The organism is Pseudomonas sp. B424 (assembly GCF_055408345.1).
In genome coordinates this window covers 243,334-259,766 of sequence record NZ_JBUZTL010000001.1, presented here as the reverse complement: position 1 = coordinate 259,766, position 16,433 = coordinate 243,334, and the positions used below count along the sequence as shown (strand labels likewise).

Below are 16,433 nucleotides of genomic sequence, written 5' to 3'. Positions count from 1 at the left end.
CATTGGCTCCATTAAACCCAGCGACGAAAGATCAACGACGTGTTGACCCCGCCAAAGGCAAAGTTGTTGTTCATCACATAATCGTTGTGCATGACACGGAACTCATCACGCAGGTAATCCAGTTCGCCGCAACGCGGGTCGATGTGATCCAGATTGTGCGTGGGTACATAGCGGTCACGGTTCATCATTTCGATGCTGAACCACGATTCCAGCGCGCCACAGGCGCCCAGGGTGTGGCCCAGAAAGCTCTTTTGCGAGCTGATGGGCATGTGCTTGCCGAACAGCTCGCTGGTGGCCAGGGTTTCGGCGATGTCACCCTGTTCAGTGGCGGTGCCGTGGCCGTTTACATAGCCGATGGCCTGCGCCGGGATGCCTGCATCTTCCAGTGCCAGTTCCATTGCCCGGCGCATGGTGCTGACTTCCGGGCGGGTGGTGTGCTGGCCGTCGGCGTTGCTGCCAAAGCCGACGATTTCAGCGTGGATATGGGCACCACGGGCCAGTGCGTGTTCCAGCTCTTCAAGTACCAGCATGCCGCCGCCTTCACCTATCACCAGGCCATCGCGGCCCCTGTCGTAGGGGCGCGGGCTGGTGTGCGGTGCATCGTTTTTCAGGCTGGTGGCGTACAGCGCATCGAACACCATGGCCTCGGTGGGGCACAGCTCTTCCGCGCCCCCCGCAAGCATCAGCTCCAGGCGCCCGAACTTGATCGCTTCATAGGCATACCCGATGCCCTGACTGCCGCTGGTGCAGGCGCTGGACGTGGGGATCAAGCGCCCGGTAAGGCCAAAGAAAATGCTGATATTGGCGGCGGTGGTGTGCGGCATCATGCGCACGTAGCTGTTGGCATTCAGACCGTCGGCTACCGAGTTGAGCAGCATATTGCCGAAAGCCTTGATCTCGTCGGTGCTGCCGGTGGACGAGCCGCAGGCTACACCCATGCGGCCATCGCGAATGATCGGGTTGCCCAGTAAGCCGGCGTCTTGCAACGCAAGCTCCGCTGCGCCCACGGCCAGCCGAGAGACGCGGCCCATGCTGCGCAGTTGTTTGCGGGTCCAGTGTGCGGGCACCGCGAAATCATCAATGGGCCCGGCCAGCCGGGTGTTGAGTTCGGTGAAACGATCCCACTCGTCCATACGCCGGATGCCACTGCGCCCGGCTACAAAGTTGGCTTCAATACTGGCCCAGTCGCTGCCCAGCGAGGTGATACCGGCCATGCCGGTGACGACAACACGTTTCATCAGCACAGGCCTCCGTTGACGGCCAGCACCTGACGGGTGATGTAACCCGCTTCGGCAGACATCAAAAAATTAACGGCGCCGGCGACTTCTTCCGGGGTACCCATGCGTTGGGCTGGGATCATTTTCATCAGTTCTTCTACAGGTACGTTTTCGTCGAGCATGGCGGTGTCGATCAGGCCCGGGGCCACGCAGTTGACGGTGATTTTGCGTTTGCCGAGCTCAATCGCCAGTGCTTTGGCGGCGCCGATCAGACCCGCCTTGGAGGCGCTGTAATTGACCTGGCCGCGATTGCCGATCAGCCCCGATACCGAGGTGATACACACAATGCGCCCGGCCTGGCGGCGGCGGATCATTGGCATCATCACCGGGTGCAGCACGTTGTAAAAGCCGTCGAGGTTGGTGCGCATCACTACGTCCCAATCGTCTTCACTCAGTGCCGGGAATGCCCCGTCGCGGGTCAGTCCGGCGTTGAGCACCACACCGTAATAGGCGCCGTGGGCTTCAACGTCGGCTTCCAGTATGGCTTTGCACTGGGCCCGTTCCGACACGTCGAATTGCAGCACCCGGGCGCTGCGGCCCAAGGCTTGAACTTCGGCCATCACCGCGTCGGCTTCGCTGCGGCCACTGCGGCAATGCAGCACCAGATCAAAACCGGCCCGGGCCAGACGCAAGGCAATGGCGCGGCCGATGCCACGGCTGGAGCCTGTGACCAAAATGGACTCAGTCATGGCGGGTCTCCTGGGATGCTTGAGCTAGGTAGTTTTCAGCCTGGGGCGGACGGAACACGTTCAGGCGGGCGCTGGCATGAATGCCGGGGCCGGTAAGGTGACACTCGAACACACCCATGCCGTTGTCATCTTCCAGTGAGCGCAGCGCGTGGATGTGCAGCTCGACGTCCAGGGGGAAGTGTTCGACGTTGCATTCAAATTTGCGCGTGCCGAGCAGAAAGCCCAGTTCCACGGGCCGGCCTTGCAGATGGGCGCGGCAACCGGCGTAAGCCGCCACACTCTGGGCCATCAGTTCAATACCGACCCACGCGGGCAGGCTGCCGTCTTCACGGTTGAACAACCCGCCTGCGCGCACGCGCAGGCGGGTTTGAATCTGTTCTTCATCAAACGCCAGCACCTGATCAATAAGGATCATGTCGCCGGCGTGGGGCAGCAATTCGGCGAGCGGCCAGGCAATCATGGGGCGTCTCCGATAATCAGGCTGACGTTATTGCCACCGAAAGCAAACGAGTTGCTCATCAGGCAGCGTTGTGGAGCGGCGGCGAGGGTCTGGCCGGGCGTGACCCAGTTCAAGGCCGGGAGTGCCGGATCGCCCTGACCGTCCCAGATATGTGGGGCCAGAAGGTTGCCATGGGTCAGGCTCAGCCAGCAAAAGGCAGCTTCCAGTGCGCCGGCGGCACCCAGGGTGTGGCCGGTCATGGGTTTGGTGGACGAGCACGGTACGCCTCGCGGGAACACTTGGGTCACGGCATGGCTTTCCATCGCGTCGTTGTGCTGGGTGGCGGTGCCATGCAGGTTGAGGTAGCCGATTTGTCCGGGCTGCAAACCCGCACGGCTCAGGGCCTTGTGCATCGCTTGAGCAGCGCCGCGGCCGGTGGGCTCGGGGGCCGAAATATGATGTGCATCGCTGCTGGCACCCGCGCCAAGCAGGGCGATGGAGTGAGCGTCAGTGGCTTGCTTGCTCATCACAAACAGAACCGCCGCTTCGCCGATATTGATGCCGTGACGGTTCGCCGAAAACGGATTGCAGCGCTCATCCGAGACGGCTTCCAGCGCTGAAAAACCGTTGAGCGTAAGCTTGCACAACGTGTCTACTCCGCCACACAGCACCACGTCACACAGGTTCATGTCCAGCAGCCGCTGGGCACTCATCAGGGCACGGGCACTGGAGGTGCAGGCGGTAGAAATCACATAAGCCGGCCCCGTGATGTTCAGCCAGTCGGCCAGAAACGTGGCCGGTGCGCTCAGCTCTTGTTGCTGATAGTCGTAATCCTTCGGGAACTGCTGGTTGTGTAAGTAGTGGGCGATGCCCCGGCTGGCTTCATCAATGCCTGAGGTGCTGGTGCCCAGCACAACGGCGATGCGATCGCGGCCGAAAGTCTGAATCGCCTGTTCGATGTCACCTTGAATCTGCAACGCCGCTTCCAGCAGCAACCGGTTGTTGCGGCTGCTTTGCTGGTTGAGTTCAGGCGGTATCGCAGCCAGCTCGCCATGCACCGCGCCGATGGTCAGTGAGCGCTCAGGCACCCAGCCGCTTTGCCGCTGCATGCCTGAGCAGTCACCGGCAAACAGCTTGCGCGCGACTTCATCGGGGCCACGGCCCAGCGAGCAGATCACGCCAAGATAGTTGAGGTAAGCAGTCACGGTGCGGTCTCCAGCGGGCTGATTCTGTAGTGCAGGTCGTCTTTCATGTCGATGCGAAAGCCCCGGGGTTGCTGGTAATGTACTTGCCAGCGTTGCCCCATAAATCGCAGATCAGACGCAGATTGTGCCTGTGGATAATTATCCGCCAGTTCCGCCGCAGGCGTGAGCGCAAACAATAGCGCGGCAAACAGTTCGCGGGCCTCAGGGTTGGGTGGCAAGAGGCCGTCGGCGTGCCAGTTGTCGTCATGCAACAACTGACGTGCCAGCGGAATCCCCAGGGGGTCCATCAGCGACCAGCGCAACCCGGTCTCTTCTTGCTGAATCACCAGTAACCAGTCCTGACGCTGATCGGCCTGTTCGCGCTGGACATGCAATTGCATGGGCAAGGTCAGGGTGGGCGTGTGCCTGGGCAGCGGCAGGCTGGTGCAGCTACTGAGCAGCATGCACATCAACAACCACACAAACATTATCCGTGTGGGAGCGGGCTTGCTCGCGATGCAGGCAACTCGGTTCAACTGATTCACCGCAGCGATCCTGTCGCGAGTAAACCCGCTCCCACAGGGGATTGGGGCTTGCGCGCCACCACATTGACCAAGGTTTCTTCCCGCTGGCCCACCGGCTTTGGACGGCGTAAACCCAAACGCTCCAGCAGGCCGAAATCCTTGGAGCGGCTCCACCACAGGTACGGGTACGACACGTTCCGGGCTTCAAACTCAAAGCCCTGATCGCGGATCATCTCCAGGTACTGCTCTGCACTTTTCTGCACATGCATGGGGTGGCGGAACAGCCAGCGAATCACCCAGGTGTCGATGTAAGCCTCGGTGGACTCGGCAAACAGCAAGTAACCGCCCGGCTTGAGCACCCGATAAAACTCGGCCAGGGCCCGGTCTTGCTGCACCAGATGGTGGAAGGTCTGGTGGCAGAACAGGATGTCGATACTGGCATCGGCCACATCGAGCTCGGCGCAGTCGCTGCCGATCAGTTCGATGTCGATGCCCTGGCGTCGGGCTTCCTCGCCGCTCAGTTGCAGGCTCAGCGGGTCGGCATCCAGCCCTATCAAGCGCCGTGGGGCGAAGGTTTTGTGCAGGTACTGGAACGATTTTCCCTGGCCGCACCCGGCGTCCAGAATCACGGGCGCCGAGGGCGGCTGGTCACTGAACAGGCTGCGCAGATCATTGATCGCCACCCGCAGCACATGGTGCTGCCAGGTGTGGCTACGCAAAAACCAGAACCCCAGGCGGGTTTCTTCAACGTAGGTATCGCTCAGGGGTTTCATTGGGCCTCCGTGGCGCAGATGTCCGACAGCATGCGCAACCGGCGTTTGGGCTCGCTGACAAACGGGTTGGTTTCGTCCCAGGCATAGCCGGCCAGAATCGAACAGATCATGCGGCGAATCTGTGGCGAGCTGTCCGGGTGGTAAATCACGTCCTGGAAGGTGCCGGCGTACCAGCCTTCGACGTAACAGCGGAAGGTATCGACCCCGCGTTTAAGCGGTTCGGCAAATTCGGTTTGCCAGTCCACGGCCTCGCCTTGCAACTGACGGTGCAGCACGCCAGCGGCCATGCTGGCCGAGCGCATGGCGATGGTGACACCCGAGGAGAATACCGGATCAAGGAACTCGGCTGCATTGCCCAGCAGCGCAAAGCCAGGGCCGTGCAGGGTTTTGACGTTCGCCGAGTAGCCGCCGATGGTGCGCGCCGGGGTGTCCCACACGGCATTGGCCAGCACTTTTTGCAGGCCTGGAGTTTCGTCGATAAAACTGCGCAGGCACAGGTCAAGGTCTTCGCTGCGGTCGGCAAAATGTTCTGCCGCCGCGACCACGCCCACCGAGCAGCGGCCATTGCTGAAAGGAATGGTCCAGAACCAGATATCACGCTGGGTTGGATGGGTAGTGATGAGGATTTTTTCCCGTTCAAAACCTTCGCAATTGATGCGGTCTTCAACATGGGTAAACACGGCCTGACGCACCGGAAAATTCGATGGGGCCTCCAGGTCGAGCAAGCGCGGGAGTACCCGGCCGTAGCCGCTGGCATCGAGGATAAAGTCGGCTTTGATCCGATAAGTGCTGGCGTCTTCACGCATAACATCGAGCATCGGGTTGCTGCTCTCTATATCCACTGCAGACACGGTTTCGCCATAGCGGATTTCGACACCTTGCAGCGCCGCCTGGTCGGCCAGCAGTTTGTCGAACTCGGCACGCTGTACCTGGAACGTCGTCGGCTTGCCGTTGCTGAACGTGTCGCGAAAATCGAAGGCACTATAGCGTTCGCCCCAGGCAAACGCGGCGCCGTTCTTGAGCTGAAAGCCAGCGGCTTGCACGGCGTCGAGCATGCCGGCTTCTTCGATAAAATCCAGGCAGTGCGACAGCAGGCTCTCGCCAATGGAAAAGCGCGGGAAGTGCTGGCGCTCGATTATCAATACATCGTGGCCTTTGCGTTTGAGCAATGCGCCTGCAATTGCACCGGAGGGTCCGGCACCAATCACCACAACCTGACGACGTTCCATATCTAGTTCTGACACAAGGGCTCCTTGCCGGGGGGTACGGCAGACTGCAAAGGGGTTTTGTTCATGCCGGCCAGTGCCGGTAACAACGTGGCAATCAGGCCCATCAGCATCAACGCGAAGTACAGCGCGGGGCTGATCAGTTGTTGTTGCAGCAGCAGGTTGAGAAAGACAATTTCACTCAAGCCGCGAATATTGAGCAGCAGGCTTTCGCGCCATTTGCTGGCGCCGGCGAACGACGGCGTGGCCCAGCTCAACCCGAGCCAGTTACCCAGCAGTTTGCTGGCCATCGGCAGCAGCAACAGTGCGGCCAGTTGCAGCAGGCTGATCTCGTTCAGGGCGCTGTGCACATTGATCTGCACAATGCCGAAGGTGAGGATCAGCGGCACCGTAAGGCGGGTTTGCAACACTTGCAGCCATGCGGCCCTCAATGGCATTACCAGCGGTATTTTGAGCCATGCCATGCACAGCAAATAACCAACGCCGAAAATCAGCGCATTGAGGCGGTAATGCTCGGCCACCACCAGCAAGGCGAAGAAGCACAGGCTGTAGCACAACGGTTGATGAATCCGCAGCCCGCGCAACAACAGCGGCAGCAAGGCTGCGGCAATGGGCAGCAGTAACGTGCTGAGGTCGAGGCTGCCCTGGGCCAGGCCGAACAGGCTCCAGCACATCAGGTCGATAAGGATCGCGCTTTGCACCAGACGACGGGTGGCGGCGGGCGGGTAATCGATGTGGCGCAAGTACAGGTACAGCACCGGGACCGCGGTGATGGCAAAGACCAGGCCCACGGCCAGTGAACTCAACCAGGGTTGTTCGGGCAGCAACCAGACGGCGCAGGCCAGCCCGCAGGCGAAGGGGACGGCGAAGCTGGGCAGGGCGATTTTCACGCTTTGACGATCAAGGCGCAGATCAATCACGTCGCTCAAAATGGTGCCCAGCAATAACGCAAAACTCAGGCTGTACAGGCTTTTTAGCCACACTGGCGCGATCAGTTGTGCGCCGCTGAGCTGCCAGTGCGGTTCGATCCAGAACAGCATCAGCAGCGGCAAGACGATGGACGCCAGCAGCAACTGGCTGACTATCGGGATCACGCCAAAGCAACGGCCGACGCGGGTCGCCACGGCAAACAGGGCCAGGACTAGCAGCCAGAACACGGCGCTCATCATGGGCGGTGCTCCTGTTTGCCGGCCCAGGGCGCGAGGATAAAGCTGAACGCCAGCCCCAGGCTCACCGACAGGCCGAAGTTGCTCACCGCAGGCGTGCTCGACACGGCCAGCAGGCCGAACGACAGCCAGGTAGTCAGTGCCGCGAGCAAGGTGCCGAGCAGGCTGACGGCGGCGCCGCCGATTTGCTCGCGCATCAGGATCGCGTAATCGACGCTGATCGCCGTCACCAGCAGCAGGCCGAACAGGCTGAACAGCGTCAGCGGCTGACCCAGCCAGCCAAGGCTGGCCAGGCTGCAGAGCGCGGCCAGCAGTGGCAGGGCAACGATGCGCAGGGCACCGCCAAAACCAAAGGGCGCGATTAACAACAACACAATCAGGACACAGGACAACAGCTTCAATTCGGCGGCGCTGATTTGCGTGGCGGCGAACACGTTGTTCAAGTCGCCCAAGCGGTCCACCAGCTGTACGCCCGGCAGGCCCTGTGCTTGCACCCGCAGCAGACCGGCGCTGCTCAATCCCTGCAGGCTGACCATCGCTGCGACACCTTCGGCGTTTTTGCCCAGCCACAGTGCGCGCCAGGGTTCTGCCAACGGGCCCGCCAGCGCGTCGTCGATATGTTGCTCGGGCAAGGTTTGAAGCTGCGCCAGCTCGTTTTGCAGTGCCGTTTCGGGTATGCCCAGCTCCAGCAGCGGTTGCCAGTGTTGTGGCAATTGATTGAGGGCGGCGCGCAGTTGCTGTTGCTCGCCGGGCAGGCTGACCAATTGGTTCAGCGCCAGATACCCCTGCAACTTGCCCATGTGCATCAGTTGTTCGAGGCGCTCGCCAAGAGCGGTTTGGCGTTCCAGCAATTGCTGCTCGTTGGCGGCGCGCACCAGAAAAAACTGGCTGGTGGGTTGATAGCCGGTGATCCGGGCAATGGCCTGGGCATCGGCCATCAATTGCGGCGGGGCGCCGACCCATTGGCGGATATCGTTTTTGCTGGTCAGTTGCCACAAGCCGGCGGCGCAAAACGCCAATAACAACGCCAGCAGCGCCGGGGCAGGGATTCGTTGCAGCAGCGCCTGGCGCACATTCAGCAGGGTTTGCGCGACACGCAGCGGCCATTGCGCTGGGCGCAATTCCACGCCTTTGAGCAACGCAGGCAGCAGGCATACGGCGCTCAGATAGGCGCCCACCAAGCCGGCGGCGGAGAAAATGGCGATTTGGGTGAGTGCCGGAAACGGCGTAAAGGCCAGGGCCAGATAACCGATGCAACTGGTGGCCAGGCTCAGGCTTAAACCGGGCAAGGTCAAGCGCAAGGCGGGCCAGCTGCGCCAGGGTTTCAGGCTCCAGCTTTTGGACAGGTAATGCAGCGGGTAATCGACCGCCACGCCAATCAGGCTGGAGCCCAGCACCAGTGTCATTACGTGCATGCTGCCAAAGAACGCGACGCAGGCCACCGCGCCAAACAGCATCCCTACCAGCACCGGCACAAAGGCCAGCAGTACGCGCCAGCGCCGAAACGCCAGCAGCAACAGCAGTAGAATCCCCACCGTGGCACCGCCGCCGACCCAGGTGATTTCGCGGGTGGCTTGCTGTTGCCCGCTGGCTGCGTAGAGCAAGCCGCTGGCGGCGAGCAGTTGCACATCGTCTTTTGCGACGAGCTCACGGCTGTGCTCAAGCAGCTCGGCAACCCGCATCGGCAGTTTCATGTCGAATGCATTGCCCAGGGTGCGGGCGCGCAGCAGCACCCAGCTTTTGCCATCGGCATCGGCAACGAGGGCGCCGCTGCCAATATCGAGTTGCACCGCGCCGCGTTGCGGCTGGCTGTTCTGGATGCGCCCGGTCAGGCCCAGCCAGTCGTCCTGGCTGGGCACCAGGCTGAACCCGGTGAAGGGATCAAACAGCGCCTGTACGCGTTGCTGGATAAAGGCGTCGGGGTGCTCGACCAGTTGCGTGCGGTCGGCTGCAGACAGCATCGCCAGTCGCCCGCGCAGCAGCTGTTCGCGCAGGGCCGGGAGGTCGGCCTGCAGGTTCCACTGCACCTTTTCAAACAGCCCGCTGGCCTGCCACTGCTTGCCCAATTGCTCGGCCGCGGCGATGGCTTGCTGGCGATCGGCGCTGCCCACCAGCACCAGCATTTCGCGGTTCAGGGGTTCCTGCATGCGCTGTTCGGCGCTCAGCTCCAGTGCATCCGGCGAGTTCCCGGGCACCAGTTCCATCAGGTTGGCCGACAGCGGTGCGCCGTTGCGCCATTGCCAGCCGGCGAGCGCGAGCACGGCTATCAACAGGATCAGGAAACCACGAGGCAACCAGCGTTCACTGAGCAAAATCGTGCTGCTCCATGTCACTCAACGGTAGGTTGCTGACGCTGTTTTGCATCTTCAGCAGCGTGCTGTCGCCCTGGGTTTCTTGCAGTTCGATGCGCTGCACCAATTGGCCGCCGTCGATGTTGATCTGTTTGAACACTTGCTTGAGCAGCAGGGACCGCGGGGTCAGGGTAAGCGTCCAGTGCTCGGGTTCGCCTTGCAGTTGCAGGTCGAAATCCCGTTGCAGGCCGCTGCTGTCGCCTTGCAGCACAGCGAGGAACAAACGGTTCTGTTCGGCGCCGGCGCTTTTGCCGGGGAGCATTTGCCAGCTCGTGCCGTCGCGGCGGGCGATGCCTTGGGAGGTGATGCGGTAATCCTGCTGCAGTGGGGTTTTGAGCTGCCAGAGCAGGCCGTGGTCTTTGGCCAGCACAAAGGTGCCGGTGCTGGTCAGGGGTTTGGGCAGGGCACGCAGGTGTTTTTCCTGGATGAAATCGCCGTGAATCACCTGGGGGCTGGCCAGTTGCGCGCTGAGCTGTTGCAGGTCGAAGGCGTGGGCCAGAGGAGTGAATCCGAGCAACAGCACACACCCCAATGTGGCAGCGGGCTTGCTCGCGATGCAGGCGCTGCGCAGCTTCTGCCACACCGCGGTGATGCAATTGCGAGCAAGCCTGCTCCCACAGATGATCGCGTTCATGGCAGCATCCTCGCGACAGCGTCGGTAAAGCACTTGGGCGACACCAGTTGCATCTCCTTGCTGGCGATCTCGACCGCCACCTGAACAGTGACAGCCCGGGTCAGCCGCTCGCCTGTGGCCAGGTCGGTAATCAGATAATTGACCTTCAGGCGGTTCTCCCACTCCACCAGGCTGGCGCGCACACTTATGCGCTGGCCAAACGTCGCGCCGCGTACATAACGCAGTTGCATGTCGATCACGGGCCACGCGTAGCCCGCATCGAGCATCTGCGTGTAGTTGTGGCCGATATGGTCGAGCAGCGCACAACGCGCCACTTCGAGGTATTTGACGTAATGGCCGTGCCACACCACGTGCATGGTGTCGATGTCGAAAAACGGCACCAATACTTCGGTATCAACGTGCAAAACGCCTTTGCTACGCATGCAGCCTCCAGTGTTGTTGGGCGATACGGGCCAGGCACAGGCGCAGCTCGGCTTCGAGGGCGCGGTCTTCGATCACCGGCGGGAAGTCCCTGGCCAGTTCGGCGTGCATCTGTGCCAGTGCCGGTGGCAGCGGGCGGGCGTCTTCGGCGCGGCTGCGCAGCCACACGCCCTGATTGGCTGCCAGCAAGGTGGCAGCCGCGACCTGTTCGGTCAGTTCCAGCACGCGGATCGCATCGCGGGCGGCGATGGTGCCCATGCTGACTTTGTCCTGGTTGTGGCACTCGGTAGAGCGCGAGAACACGCTGGCCGGCATGGTGTTTTTCAACGCTTCGGCAGTCCAGGCGCTGGTACCGATCTGTACGGCTTTAAAACCATGGTTGAGCATGGCCCGCTCGGCGGTTGCGCCCGAGAGGTTGCTCGGCAAACCGTGGTTGTAGCGCACGTCCACCAGCAGCGCGAGCTGGCGGTCCAGCAGGTCGGCAACGTTGGCCACCAGGGTCTTGAGGCTGTCCATCGCAAAGGCTATATGCCCGCCGTAGAAGTGCCCGCCGTGGAGCACGCGCTCTTCTTCGGCATCAATGATCGGGTTGTCGTTGGCGCTGTTGAGCTCGATTTCGATGAACGAACGCAGCCAGTTCAGGCTGTCAGCCAATACGCCCAGCACGTGGGGCGCGCAGCGCAGCGAGTAGCGGTCTTGCAGGCGATGCAAGGGCGCGGTCGGGGCGTCGATGGCCAGGTCCTGGCGAATCCACGCCGCCACCTGCATTTGCCCCGGGTGCGGTTTGGCGGCAAACAGGCGCTCGTCAAAGTGCTCGGGGTTGCCTTGCAGCGCCACCACGTTGAGCGCGGTGATGCGGGTGGCGAGTTTGAGCAGGTAATCGGCGCGGGCGTACGCCAGGCACGCAAGGCCGGTCATGACCGCAGTGCCGTTCATCAGCGCCAGCGCTTCCTTGGGCCGCAGTACCAGCGGTGTCCAGCCAAGTTCCCGGTGCACGTCGGCTGCGAGGCGGCGTTCGCCCTTGAACAGGACTTCGCGCTCACCCGACAGCGTGGCGGCCACATACGACAACGGTGTCAGGTCGCCGCTGGCGCCTACCGAGCCTTCTTCCGGGATCAGCGGCAGGATGTCGTGGGCGATAAACGCCTGCAGGCGTTCGAGCAGTTCGATACGCACCCCGGAAACTCCGTGGCACAGCGACTGCAAGCGCGCAGCCAGCACGGCGCGGGTGGCCTGGGCGTCGAGCAGCTTGCCCAGCCCGCAGCCGTGAAAGGTATAGAGATGACGTGGCAGCGCTTCAACATGCTCCAGCGGCACCGCCACCACGCACGAATCGCCGTAACCGGTGGTTACGCCGTAGATCACGCCTTCCTTGTCCAGCAGCGAGTCGAGGAAGCGTGCGCCCTTGGCGATGCGCTCGCGGTAGTCGGGGTCATCCTGCAGGCGGGCAGGCGCATGACGATTGGCCAGGGCCAGCACGTCTTCAATGCGCAAAGGGGTTTGGCCGAAGGTTACTGGCTCATGCGGATGCGTCGTCATCGGTCTTCCAGAAAGGGTAAAAGTTAAACCATTGGTGCGGTGCCTGGAGGCAGTAATGCCCCAGGCGTTCAGCGTAGCGGGTGGCCCAGTGGGCTATCACCTGCTCGCGGTCGCTGCGCCGCCAGAGCACGGCATCGGTGAAGGGTTCGAGGATGACCCGGTAGCGTCCTTCATGCTTGAGGCAAAACATCAGATTGACCGGGCACTTGAGCAACCCGGCCAGCAGCCACGGGCCTTGCGGGAATGCCGCCGGGTGACCGAGGAAGTCGACCTCGACATTACGCCCGCCATGCAGCGGCACGCGGTCACCGGCAATGGCCAGCCATTCGCCGTCTTCCAGGCGCTGATTGAGTTGCAGCATCACGGCCGGGTTGAGTTCGCTGACCTGGATCAGGCGCAAATGGCTGGCCCCGGCTTCGCCCAGCAGGCGATTGAAGTGTTCGGCATGCTTGGTGTGTACCAGCACGTTCATGGTCACCTGTTCGCCCAGTTCAGCCAGTGCCCGACACACTTCCAGGTTGCCCAGGTGTGCACCCACCAGCATCTGCCCCCGTTCACCGCGTAACTGGTTGCGCAGCAGGGCGGGGTCGACGATTTCGATGTCTTCGATCTTGAGGCGGCCGTTCCACACGTCGAGCTTGTCGAGCAGGGCATCGGCAAACGCCATGAACTGCCCGAACACCCTGCGGCGGGTGGGGCGCAGGTCGCTTTGCCCGCTCCAGTCGGCCAGTCGCTGCTGGTATTGCCAGATGCTGCGCCGGGCGCGGCCACCGAATAAAAAGAAGTACAGCACGATGGCGTACAGCACCGGGCTGAGCAGACGTCGACCCAGCAGTTTGACGCCGAACGCGGTGAGCTTCATCAGCCGGAAACTGCCGCGCTCCTTGTGGTCAGCCCAATGTTTTTGAGGTTCGCTCATGCTCTGCAGCGCCTCCAGAGGATGCCTGGCAAGCGCAACAACATGCCGAAAAACAGTTTGGTGTGCATACAGGAGATCAGCACGTTGTCGTGGAACAGGCGAAAGTGCGACAGGCCGTCCTGAGGGTAGTGAACCTTGGTCGGCAGCCAGCGCATGGGCTGATTGCGCCAGGCCAGGCGCACAAGGATTTCGGGGTCGAAATCCATGCGTTTGCCCAGTTTGACCGAGTTGATCAACGCCAGTGTCGGCGCCAGCGGATACACCCGAAAGCCGCACATTGAATCCGGGATTTGCAGTGACAGGCTGTTGATCCACACCCACACGTGGGTCAGGTAACGGGCATACAAACGGCCCTTGGGCACGCTGGCGTCGTACTGTGGATAACCGCAGATCAGCGCTTGGGGATTGTGTTGCGAAACCTGGATGAAGGTCGCCACGTCGCGCAGATCGTGCTGGCCGTCGGCATCCACTTGCAGGGCGTGGGTAAAGCCCAGTCTCGCCGCCTCACGCAGGCCCGCCATGACCGCGCCGCCCTTGCCCTGATTGATGGCAAGACGGATGAGGAAGATGTTCTCGCCCTCGGCAAGCTGTTCGAGAACGGCACTGCACGCGGGGCTGCTGGCGTCGTCGACCAGCACGCAAGGCAAACCGGCGGCGAGCAGGGCGTCAACCACGGCAGGCACGGCCGTTTCGTGGTTGTAGACCGGGATCACGGCACAAGGGTTATGCATGGGGACGGGCCCTGTCGCAGAGGCTTCGGAGTGTCAGAAACAACGCGGTGATGCCATCGCGAGCAAGCCCGCTCCCACAGAAGATGATGGGGTTATGCATGGGCTGGCTCCAGCACGATGCGGCCACTGGAGCACGGCGCCGTGGCGTTGCGGTAGGCGAAGTGCAATTTGCTGCGGACAGGGTCAAAACGCAGGGTCAGTTCGACGGTGTCGCCGGGGCGTACCAGTTGCTGGAATTTGAGCACTTCCATCCCTGCAAAACGCGGCGGCAGGTCGAGCAGTTGCTGGCTCAGCATCATTGCCCATTCCACTTGCACTACGCCCGGCAGTACCGGGGTTTTGGGAAAGTGGCCACTGAAGTACGCCAGATCCGGGGGGATAGAGAGGTTGAGTGTCCATTGCTCATCGGTTCGGGCCTGGCTCAGCACTTCTGGCAACTTGGGGCGTGGGGCCAGTAACAACGCATCGACCTGTGCCTGTGGCAGTTTGCCCTGGCTGTTGAGCGGCAACTGGCGCAGCAAACGCCAGCGGCGCGGCAAGGCCAGCGCTTCGCAGTGCTGGCTCAAGTGCTGGCGCAGGGTTTGGGTCAGGGCGCGACGGCCGTGTTCGCGCAAGGCAAACAGGCCGCTGTCACTGAGCACCAGCAAGGCGCCCAGCGAGGCGCGGTTTTCATTGACCACGCCCAGGCGGGCTTCAGCCACCCAGTCGTGGTTCACCAGTGCGTGTTCCAGCATTGGCAGGGAGATGCGTTTTTCTTCCAGTTTGACGATGCGATCCAGACGCCCAAGCAACTCGAAACGGCCATCGGCCTCGATGCGGGCCGCATCAGCCGTGTGTTCGAGATGGCCCGCGGGCAAGTACGCCGAGGCGATGATCAGGGCGCCGTCTTCGCTCTGGCTCAGGTGCACATCGGCAAAGGGTTGCCACAGGTGTTGGCCCTGACGCCATGCGATACCACCGGTTTCCGAGCTGCCAAGGATTTCGGTCGGCCACTGGCCCAAGCGCTCGAACAACGCTTGTGCCGCCTCTTCAGGCAAAGCACCGCCCGACGAAAACACCCGGCGTACCGGGCTTAAGGCGGGCCAGTCGAGGTTGTCGGTCATGCGCTTGAGCAGGGCCGGGCTGGCGACCCAAGCGAATGACGGGTGCTCGCGGCTGGCGCGCTGCATGTCTTCAGGGTATGCCAACTGCTTGCGCACAAAGGTGCGGCCTGCGCACAAGGGCCACAGCACGCGGAACAACAAGCCATAAATATGCTGTGCCGCCACGCTGGCGATGATGCAGGCATCGCCCAAATCTGCGCCCCACAACTGTTCCAGGGCCTGGACTTCGTTGGTCATCTGGCGCAGGTTTTTGTCGATTCGCTTGGGTTCGCCGCTGGAGCCCGAGGTGCACAGGCTGAGCTGGCACAGGTCCAGATCCAGCTCTGCAGCAGGCAGTGCGTCAGCGTATAAACCCTGCAATTCGTCGCTTTGAGTTATCCACAGGTCAACCCGGGAATCCCAGCGCTGACGGGTTTGCGCTTGCAAGTCGGCGGGCAACAGCACGCCGACCCCGGCCCGCCACGCACCGAGTAAAGCCACGGCCAGTTCGGCGGCGTCTTCAAGGTGCACGGCAATGTGCTTCACGCCGCGCTGTTGCAGCCCGCCAGCCAGGCGCAGGGCCTGTTTACAGAGAGTGTCGTGGTTCAGCGCGGGGTCTACCGTGACCCGGCGCTCTGCGTGTCCCTTGAGCAATAGCTGCTCAAGTTTTATCCAGTTCATGCCCGGCCTCTTACCTTTTGTCGTATCAGCCATTCAATGGCAAACAGCAGCCCCATCAGCCCGTAGGCGATAAGGCCGTTGTACAACGTCCACCAACTCAACGGCGCCCACAGCGTCAGACTGGCTGCGACTAACCCGTTGAGCATAAAAAACAGGCACCAGACTTTGGTGACCTGCCGCGTGTAAACAATTGCGATCTCGGGTAACACCGGCTCGCGCAAGCGTGCCATGCGTTCGATCATCGGTGGTCCGAACTTCAGGCTCAGACCGAACAGGCAGAGCATGAACGTGCTGATCAGTACCGGGTACCAGCGCAACAGTGCCGGGCTGTTGAACAGCGCCAGCAAGCCGCAGAACACCAGTGCGACTGCCGCCATCCACACACTGCCGGGGCGTCGCTTGCCGGTCAGGGCGCGGGCCAGCCACAGGCTGCCAAGCAGCAATGCGAACTGCCACGGGGCGAAATGCGCCATGCCGAAATACACCGCGAAGGGGTACAGCAGGCCAGCCAGCAGCAGGCCAAGGCCAATCAGTCGACTCATGCGTCAGCGTGAACCAGGCGGTAAACCGCCTCGACCACGTCGTTTACGGTGCGTACCGATTTGAACTCTTCAGCAGCGATTCTTTTGCCGGTTTTGCGTTTGATGTGGTCGATCAGGTCGACGGCGTCGATGCTGTCGATTTCCAGGTCCTGATACAGGTTGGCGTCCAGGGTGACGCGCTCCGGTTCCAGTTCGAAAAGTTCGACCAGAGCGTCGCGCAGGGTATTGAAAATGTCGTCACGGGTTTGCATGGTTC

General features: G+C 61.9%; 17 protein-coding genes. All 17 read right to left on the bottom strand.

Annotated features, from left to right (window positions below; genetic code table 11):
* Window positions 1-11 precede the first annotated feature (11 nt).
* Window positions 12-1,238, bottom strand: a complete 1,227-nt coding sequence (locus tag ACZRMS_RS01000; RefSeq protein WP_463993733.1) for a beta-ketoacyl-ACP synthase — start codon at window positions 1,236-1,238, stop codon at window positions 12-14.
* Complete coding sequence (fabG, locus tag ACZRMS_RS00995; RefSeq protein WP_463993732.1) at window positions 1,238-1,966, bottom strand: 3-oxoacyl-ACP reductase FabG; 729 nt, start codon at window positions 1,964-1,966, stop codon at window positions 1,238-1,240. Before fabG ends, ACZRMS_RS01000 begins: the two co-directional genes overlap by 1 nt.
* The gene (locus ACZRMS_RS00990) at window positions 1,959-2,426 is read right to left on the bottom strand and encodes a hotdog family protein (protein WP_463993731.1); all 468 of its coding nucleotides are present in this window, start codon (window positions 2,424-2,426) and stop codon (window positions 1,959-1,961) included. Before ACZRMS_RS00990 ends, fabG begins: the two co-directional genes overlap by 8 nt.
* Window positions 2,423-3,610, bottom strand: a complete 1,188-nt coding sequence (locus tag ACZRMS_RS00985; RefSeq protein WP_463993730.1) for a beta-ketoacyl-[acyl-carrier-protein] synthase family protein — start codon at window positions 3,608-3,610, stop codon at window positions 2,423-2,425. Before ACZRMS_RS00985 ends, ACZRMS_RS00990 begins: the two co-directional genes overlap by 4 nt.
* A complete protein-coding gene (locus tag ACZRMS_RS00980; protein WP_463993938.1) occupies window positions 3,607-4,077 on the bottom strand; it encodes a hypothetical protein in 471 nt (156 codons plus the stop codon). The genes ACZRMS_RS00985 and ACZRMS_RS00980 overlap by 4 nt, the downstream gene beginning before the upstream one ends.
* 53 nt (window positions 4,078-4,130) lie before the next feature.
* Window positions 4,131-4,886: a class I SAM-dependent methyltransferase gene (locus ACZRMS_RS00975; protein ID WP_463993729.1), complete on the bottom strand. Its 756-nt coding sequence runs from the start codon at window positions 4,884-4,886 to the stop codon at window positions 4,131-4,133.
* Window positions 4,883-6,115 (bottom strand): NAD(P)/FAD-dependent oxidoreductase, encoded by a 1,233-nt coding sequence (locus ACZRMS_RS00970; RefSeq protein ID WP_463993937.1) that lies wholly within the window; start codon window positions 6,113-6,115, stop codon window positions 4,883-4,885. Before ACZRMS_RS00970 ends, ACZRMS_RS00975 begins: the two co-directional genes overlap by 4 nt.
* A gap of 2 nt (window positions 6,116-6,117) precedes the next feature.
* Complete coding sequence (locus ACZRMS_RS00965; RefSeq protein ID WP_463993728.1) at window positions 6,118-7,281, bottom strand: sodium:proton antiporter; 1,164 nt, start codon at window positions 7,279-7,281, stop codon at window positions 6,118-6,120.
* On the bottom strand, window positions 7,278-9,590 hold the full coding sequence (locus ACZRMS_RS00960) for an MMPL family transporter (RefSeq protein ID WP_463993727.1): 2,313 nt from the start codon (window positions 9,588-9,590) through the stop codon (window positions 7,278-7,280). Before ACZRMS_RS00960 ends, ACZRMS_RS00965 begins: the two co-directional genes overlap by 4 nt.
* Window positions 9,580-10,263, bottom strand: coding sequence for an outer membrane lipoprotein carrier protein LolA (locus ACZRMS_RS00955; protein WP_463993726.1), 684 nt, complete (start codon window positions 10,261-10,263; stop codon window positions 9,580-9,582). The genes ACZRMS_RS00960 and ACZRMS_RS00955 overlap by 11 nt, the downstream gene beginning before the upstream one ends.
* On the bottom strand, window positions 10,260-10,685 hold the full coding sequence (locus ACZRMS_RS00950) for an acyl-CoA thioesterase (protein ID WP_463993725.1): 426 nt from the start codon (window positions 10,683-10,685) through the stop codon (window positions 10,260-10,262). The genes ACZRMS_RS00955 and ACZRMS_RS00950 overlap by 4 nt, the downstream gene beginning before the upstream one ends.
* Window positions 10,678-12,222 (bottom strand): HAL/PAL/TAL family ammonia-lyase, encoded by a 1,545-nt coding sequence (locus tag ACZRMS_RS00945; RefSeq protein WP_463993724.1) that lies wholly within the window; start codon window positions 12,220-12,222, stop codon window positions 10,678-10,680. Before ACZRMS_RS00945 ends, ACZRMS_RS00950 begins: the two co-directional genes overlap by 8 nt.
* The gene (locus ACZRMS_RS00940; RefSeq protein WP_463993723.1) at window positions 12,203-13,141 is read right to left on the bottom strand and encodes an LpxL/LpxP family acyltransferase; all 939 of its coding nucleotides are present in this window, start codon (window positions 13,139-13,141) and stop codon (window positions 12,203-12,205) included. The genes ACZRMS_RS00945 and ACZRMS_RS00940 overlap by 20 nt, the downstream gene beginning before the upstream one ends.
* Window positions 13,138-13,872 carry a glycosyltransferase family 2 protein gene (locus ACZRMS_RS00935; protein WP_463993722.1) on the bottom strand — a complete coding sequence of 245 codons (735 nt, stop codon included), beginning with the start codon at window positions 13,870-13,872 and terminating at the stop codon, window positions 13,138-13,140. Before ACZRMS_RS00935 ends, ACZRMS_RS00940 begins: the two co-directional genes overlap by 4 nt.
* A gap of 92 nt (window positions 13,873-13,964) precedes the next feature.
* Window positions 13,965-15,635, bottom strand: coding sequence for an ApeI family dehydratase (locus tag ACZRMS_RS00930; RefSeq protein WP_463993721.1), 1,671 nt, complete (start codon window positions 15,633-15,635; stop codon window positions 13,965-13,967).
* Complete coding sequence (locus ACZRMS_RS00925) at window positions 15,632-16,177, bottom strand: COG4648 family protein (protein ID WP_463993720.1); 546 nt, start codon at window positions 16,175-16,177, stop codon at window positions 15,632-15,634. The genes ACZRMS_RS00930 and ACZRMS_RS00925 overlap by 4 nt, the downstream gene beginning before the upstream one ends.
* Window positions 16,174-16,428 carry an acyl carrier protein gene (locus ACZRMS_RS00920; RefSeq protein ID WP_133076715.1) on the bottom strand — a complete coding sequence of 85 codons (255 nt, stop codon included), beginning with the start codon at window positions 16,426-16,428 and terminating at the stop codon, window positions 16,174-16,176. Before ACZRMS_RS00920 ends, ACZRMS_RS00925 begins: the two co-directional genes overlap by 4 nt.
* Window positions 16,429-16,433: the final 5 nt, after the last annotated feature.

Excerpts from the sequence above, each read along its gene's own strand:
- ACZRMS_RS01000 (WP_463993733.1), bottom strand. The coding sequence starts at position 1,238 with ATGAAACGTGTTGTCGTCACCGGCATGGCCGGTATCACCTCGCTGGGC.
- fabG (WP_463993732.1), bottom strand. The coding sequence starts at position 1,966 with ATGACTGAGTCCATTTTGGTCACAGGCTCCAGCCGTGGCATCGGCCGC.
- ACZRMS_RS00990 (WP_463993731.1), bottom strand. The coding sequence starts at position 2,426 with ATGATTGCCTGGCCGCTCGCCGAATTGCTGCCCCACGCCGGCGACATG.
- ACZRMS_RS00980 (WP_463993938.1), bottom strand. The coding sequence starts at position 4,077 with ATGTTTGTGTGGTTGTTGATGTGCATGCTGCTCAGTAGCTGCACCAGC.
- ACZRMS_RS00975 (WP_463993729.1), bottom strand. The coding sequence starts at position 4,886 with ATGAAACCCCTGAGCGATACCTACGTTGAAGAAACCCGCCTGGGGTTC.
- ACZRMS_RS00970 (WP_463993937.1), bottom strand. The coding sequence starts at position 6,115 with ATGGAACGTCGTCAGGTTGTGGTGATTGGTGCCGGACCCTCCGGTGCA.
- ACZRMS_RS00965 (WP_463993728.1), bottom strand. The coding sequence starts at position 7,281 with ATGATGAGCGCCGTGTTCTGGCTGCTAGTCCTGGCCCTGTTTGCCGTG.
- ACZRMS_RS00955 (WP_463993726.1), bottom strand. The coding sequence starts at position 10,263 with ATGAACGCGATCATCTGTGGGAGCAGGCTTGCTCGCAATTGCATCACC.
- ACZRMS_RS00950 (WP_463993725.1), bottom strand. The coding sequence starts at position 10,685 with ATGCGTAGCAAAGGCGTTTTGCACGTTGATACCGAAGTATTGGTGCCG.
- ACZRMS_RS00945 (WP_463993724.1), bottom strand. The coding sequence starts at position 12,222 with ATGACGACGCATCCGCATGAGCCAGTAACCTTCGGCCAAACCCCTTTG.
- ACZRMS_RS00940 (WP_463993723.1), bottom strand. The coding sequence starts at position 13,141 with ATGAGCGAACCTCAAAAACATTGGGCTGACCACAAGGAGCGCGGCAGT.
- ACZRMS_RS00935 (WP_463993722.1), bottom strand. The coding sequence starts at position 13,872 with ATGCATAACCCTTGTGCCGTGATCCCGGTCTACAACCACGAAACGGCC.
- ACZRMS_RS00930 (WP_463993721.1), bottom strand. The coding sequence starts at position 15,635 with ATGAACTGGATAAAACTTGAGCAGCTATTGCTCAAGGGACACGCAGAG.
- ACZRMS_RS00925 (WP_463993720.1), bottom strand. The coding sequence starts at position 16,177 with ATGAGTCGACTGATTGGCCTTGGCCTGCTGCTGGCTGGCCTGCTGTAC.
- ACZRMS_RS00920 (WP_133076715.1), bottom strand. The coding sequence starts at position 16,428 with ATGCAAACCCGTGACGACATTTTCAATACCCTGCGCGACGCTCTGGTC.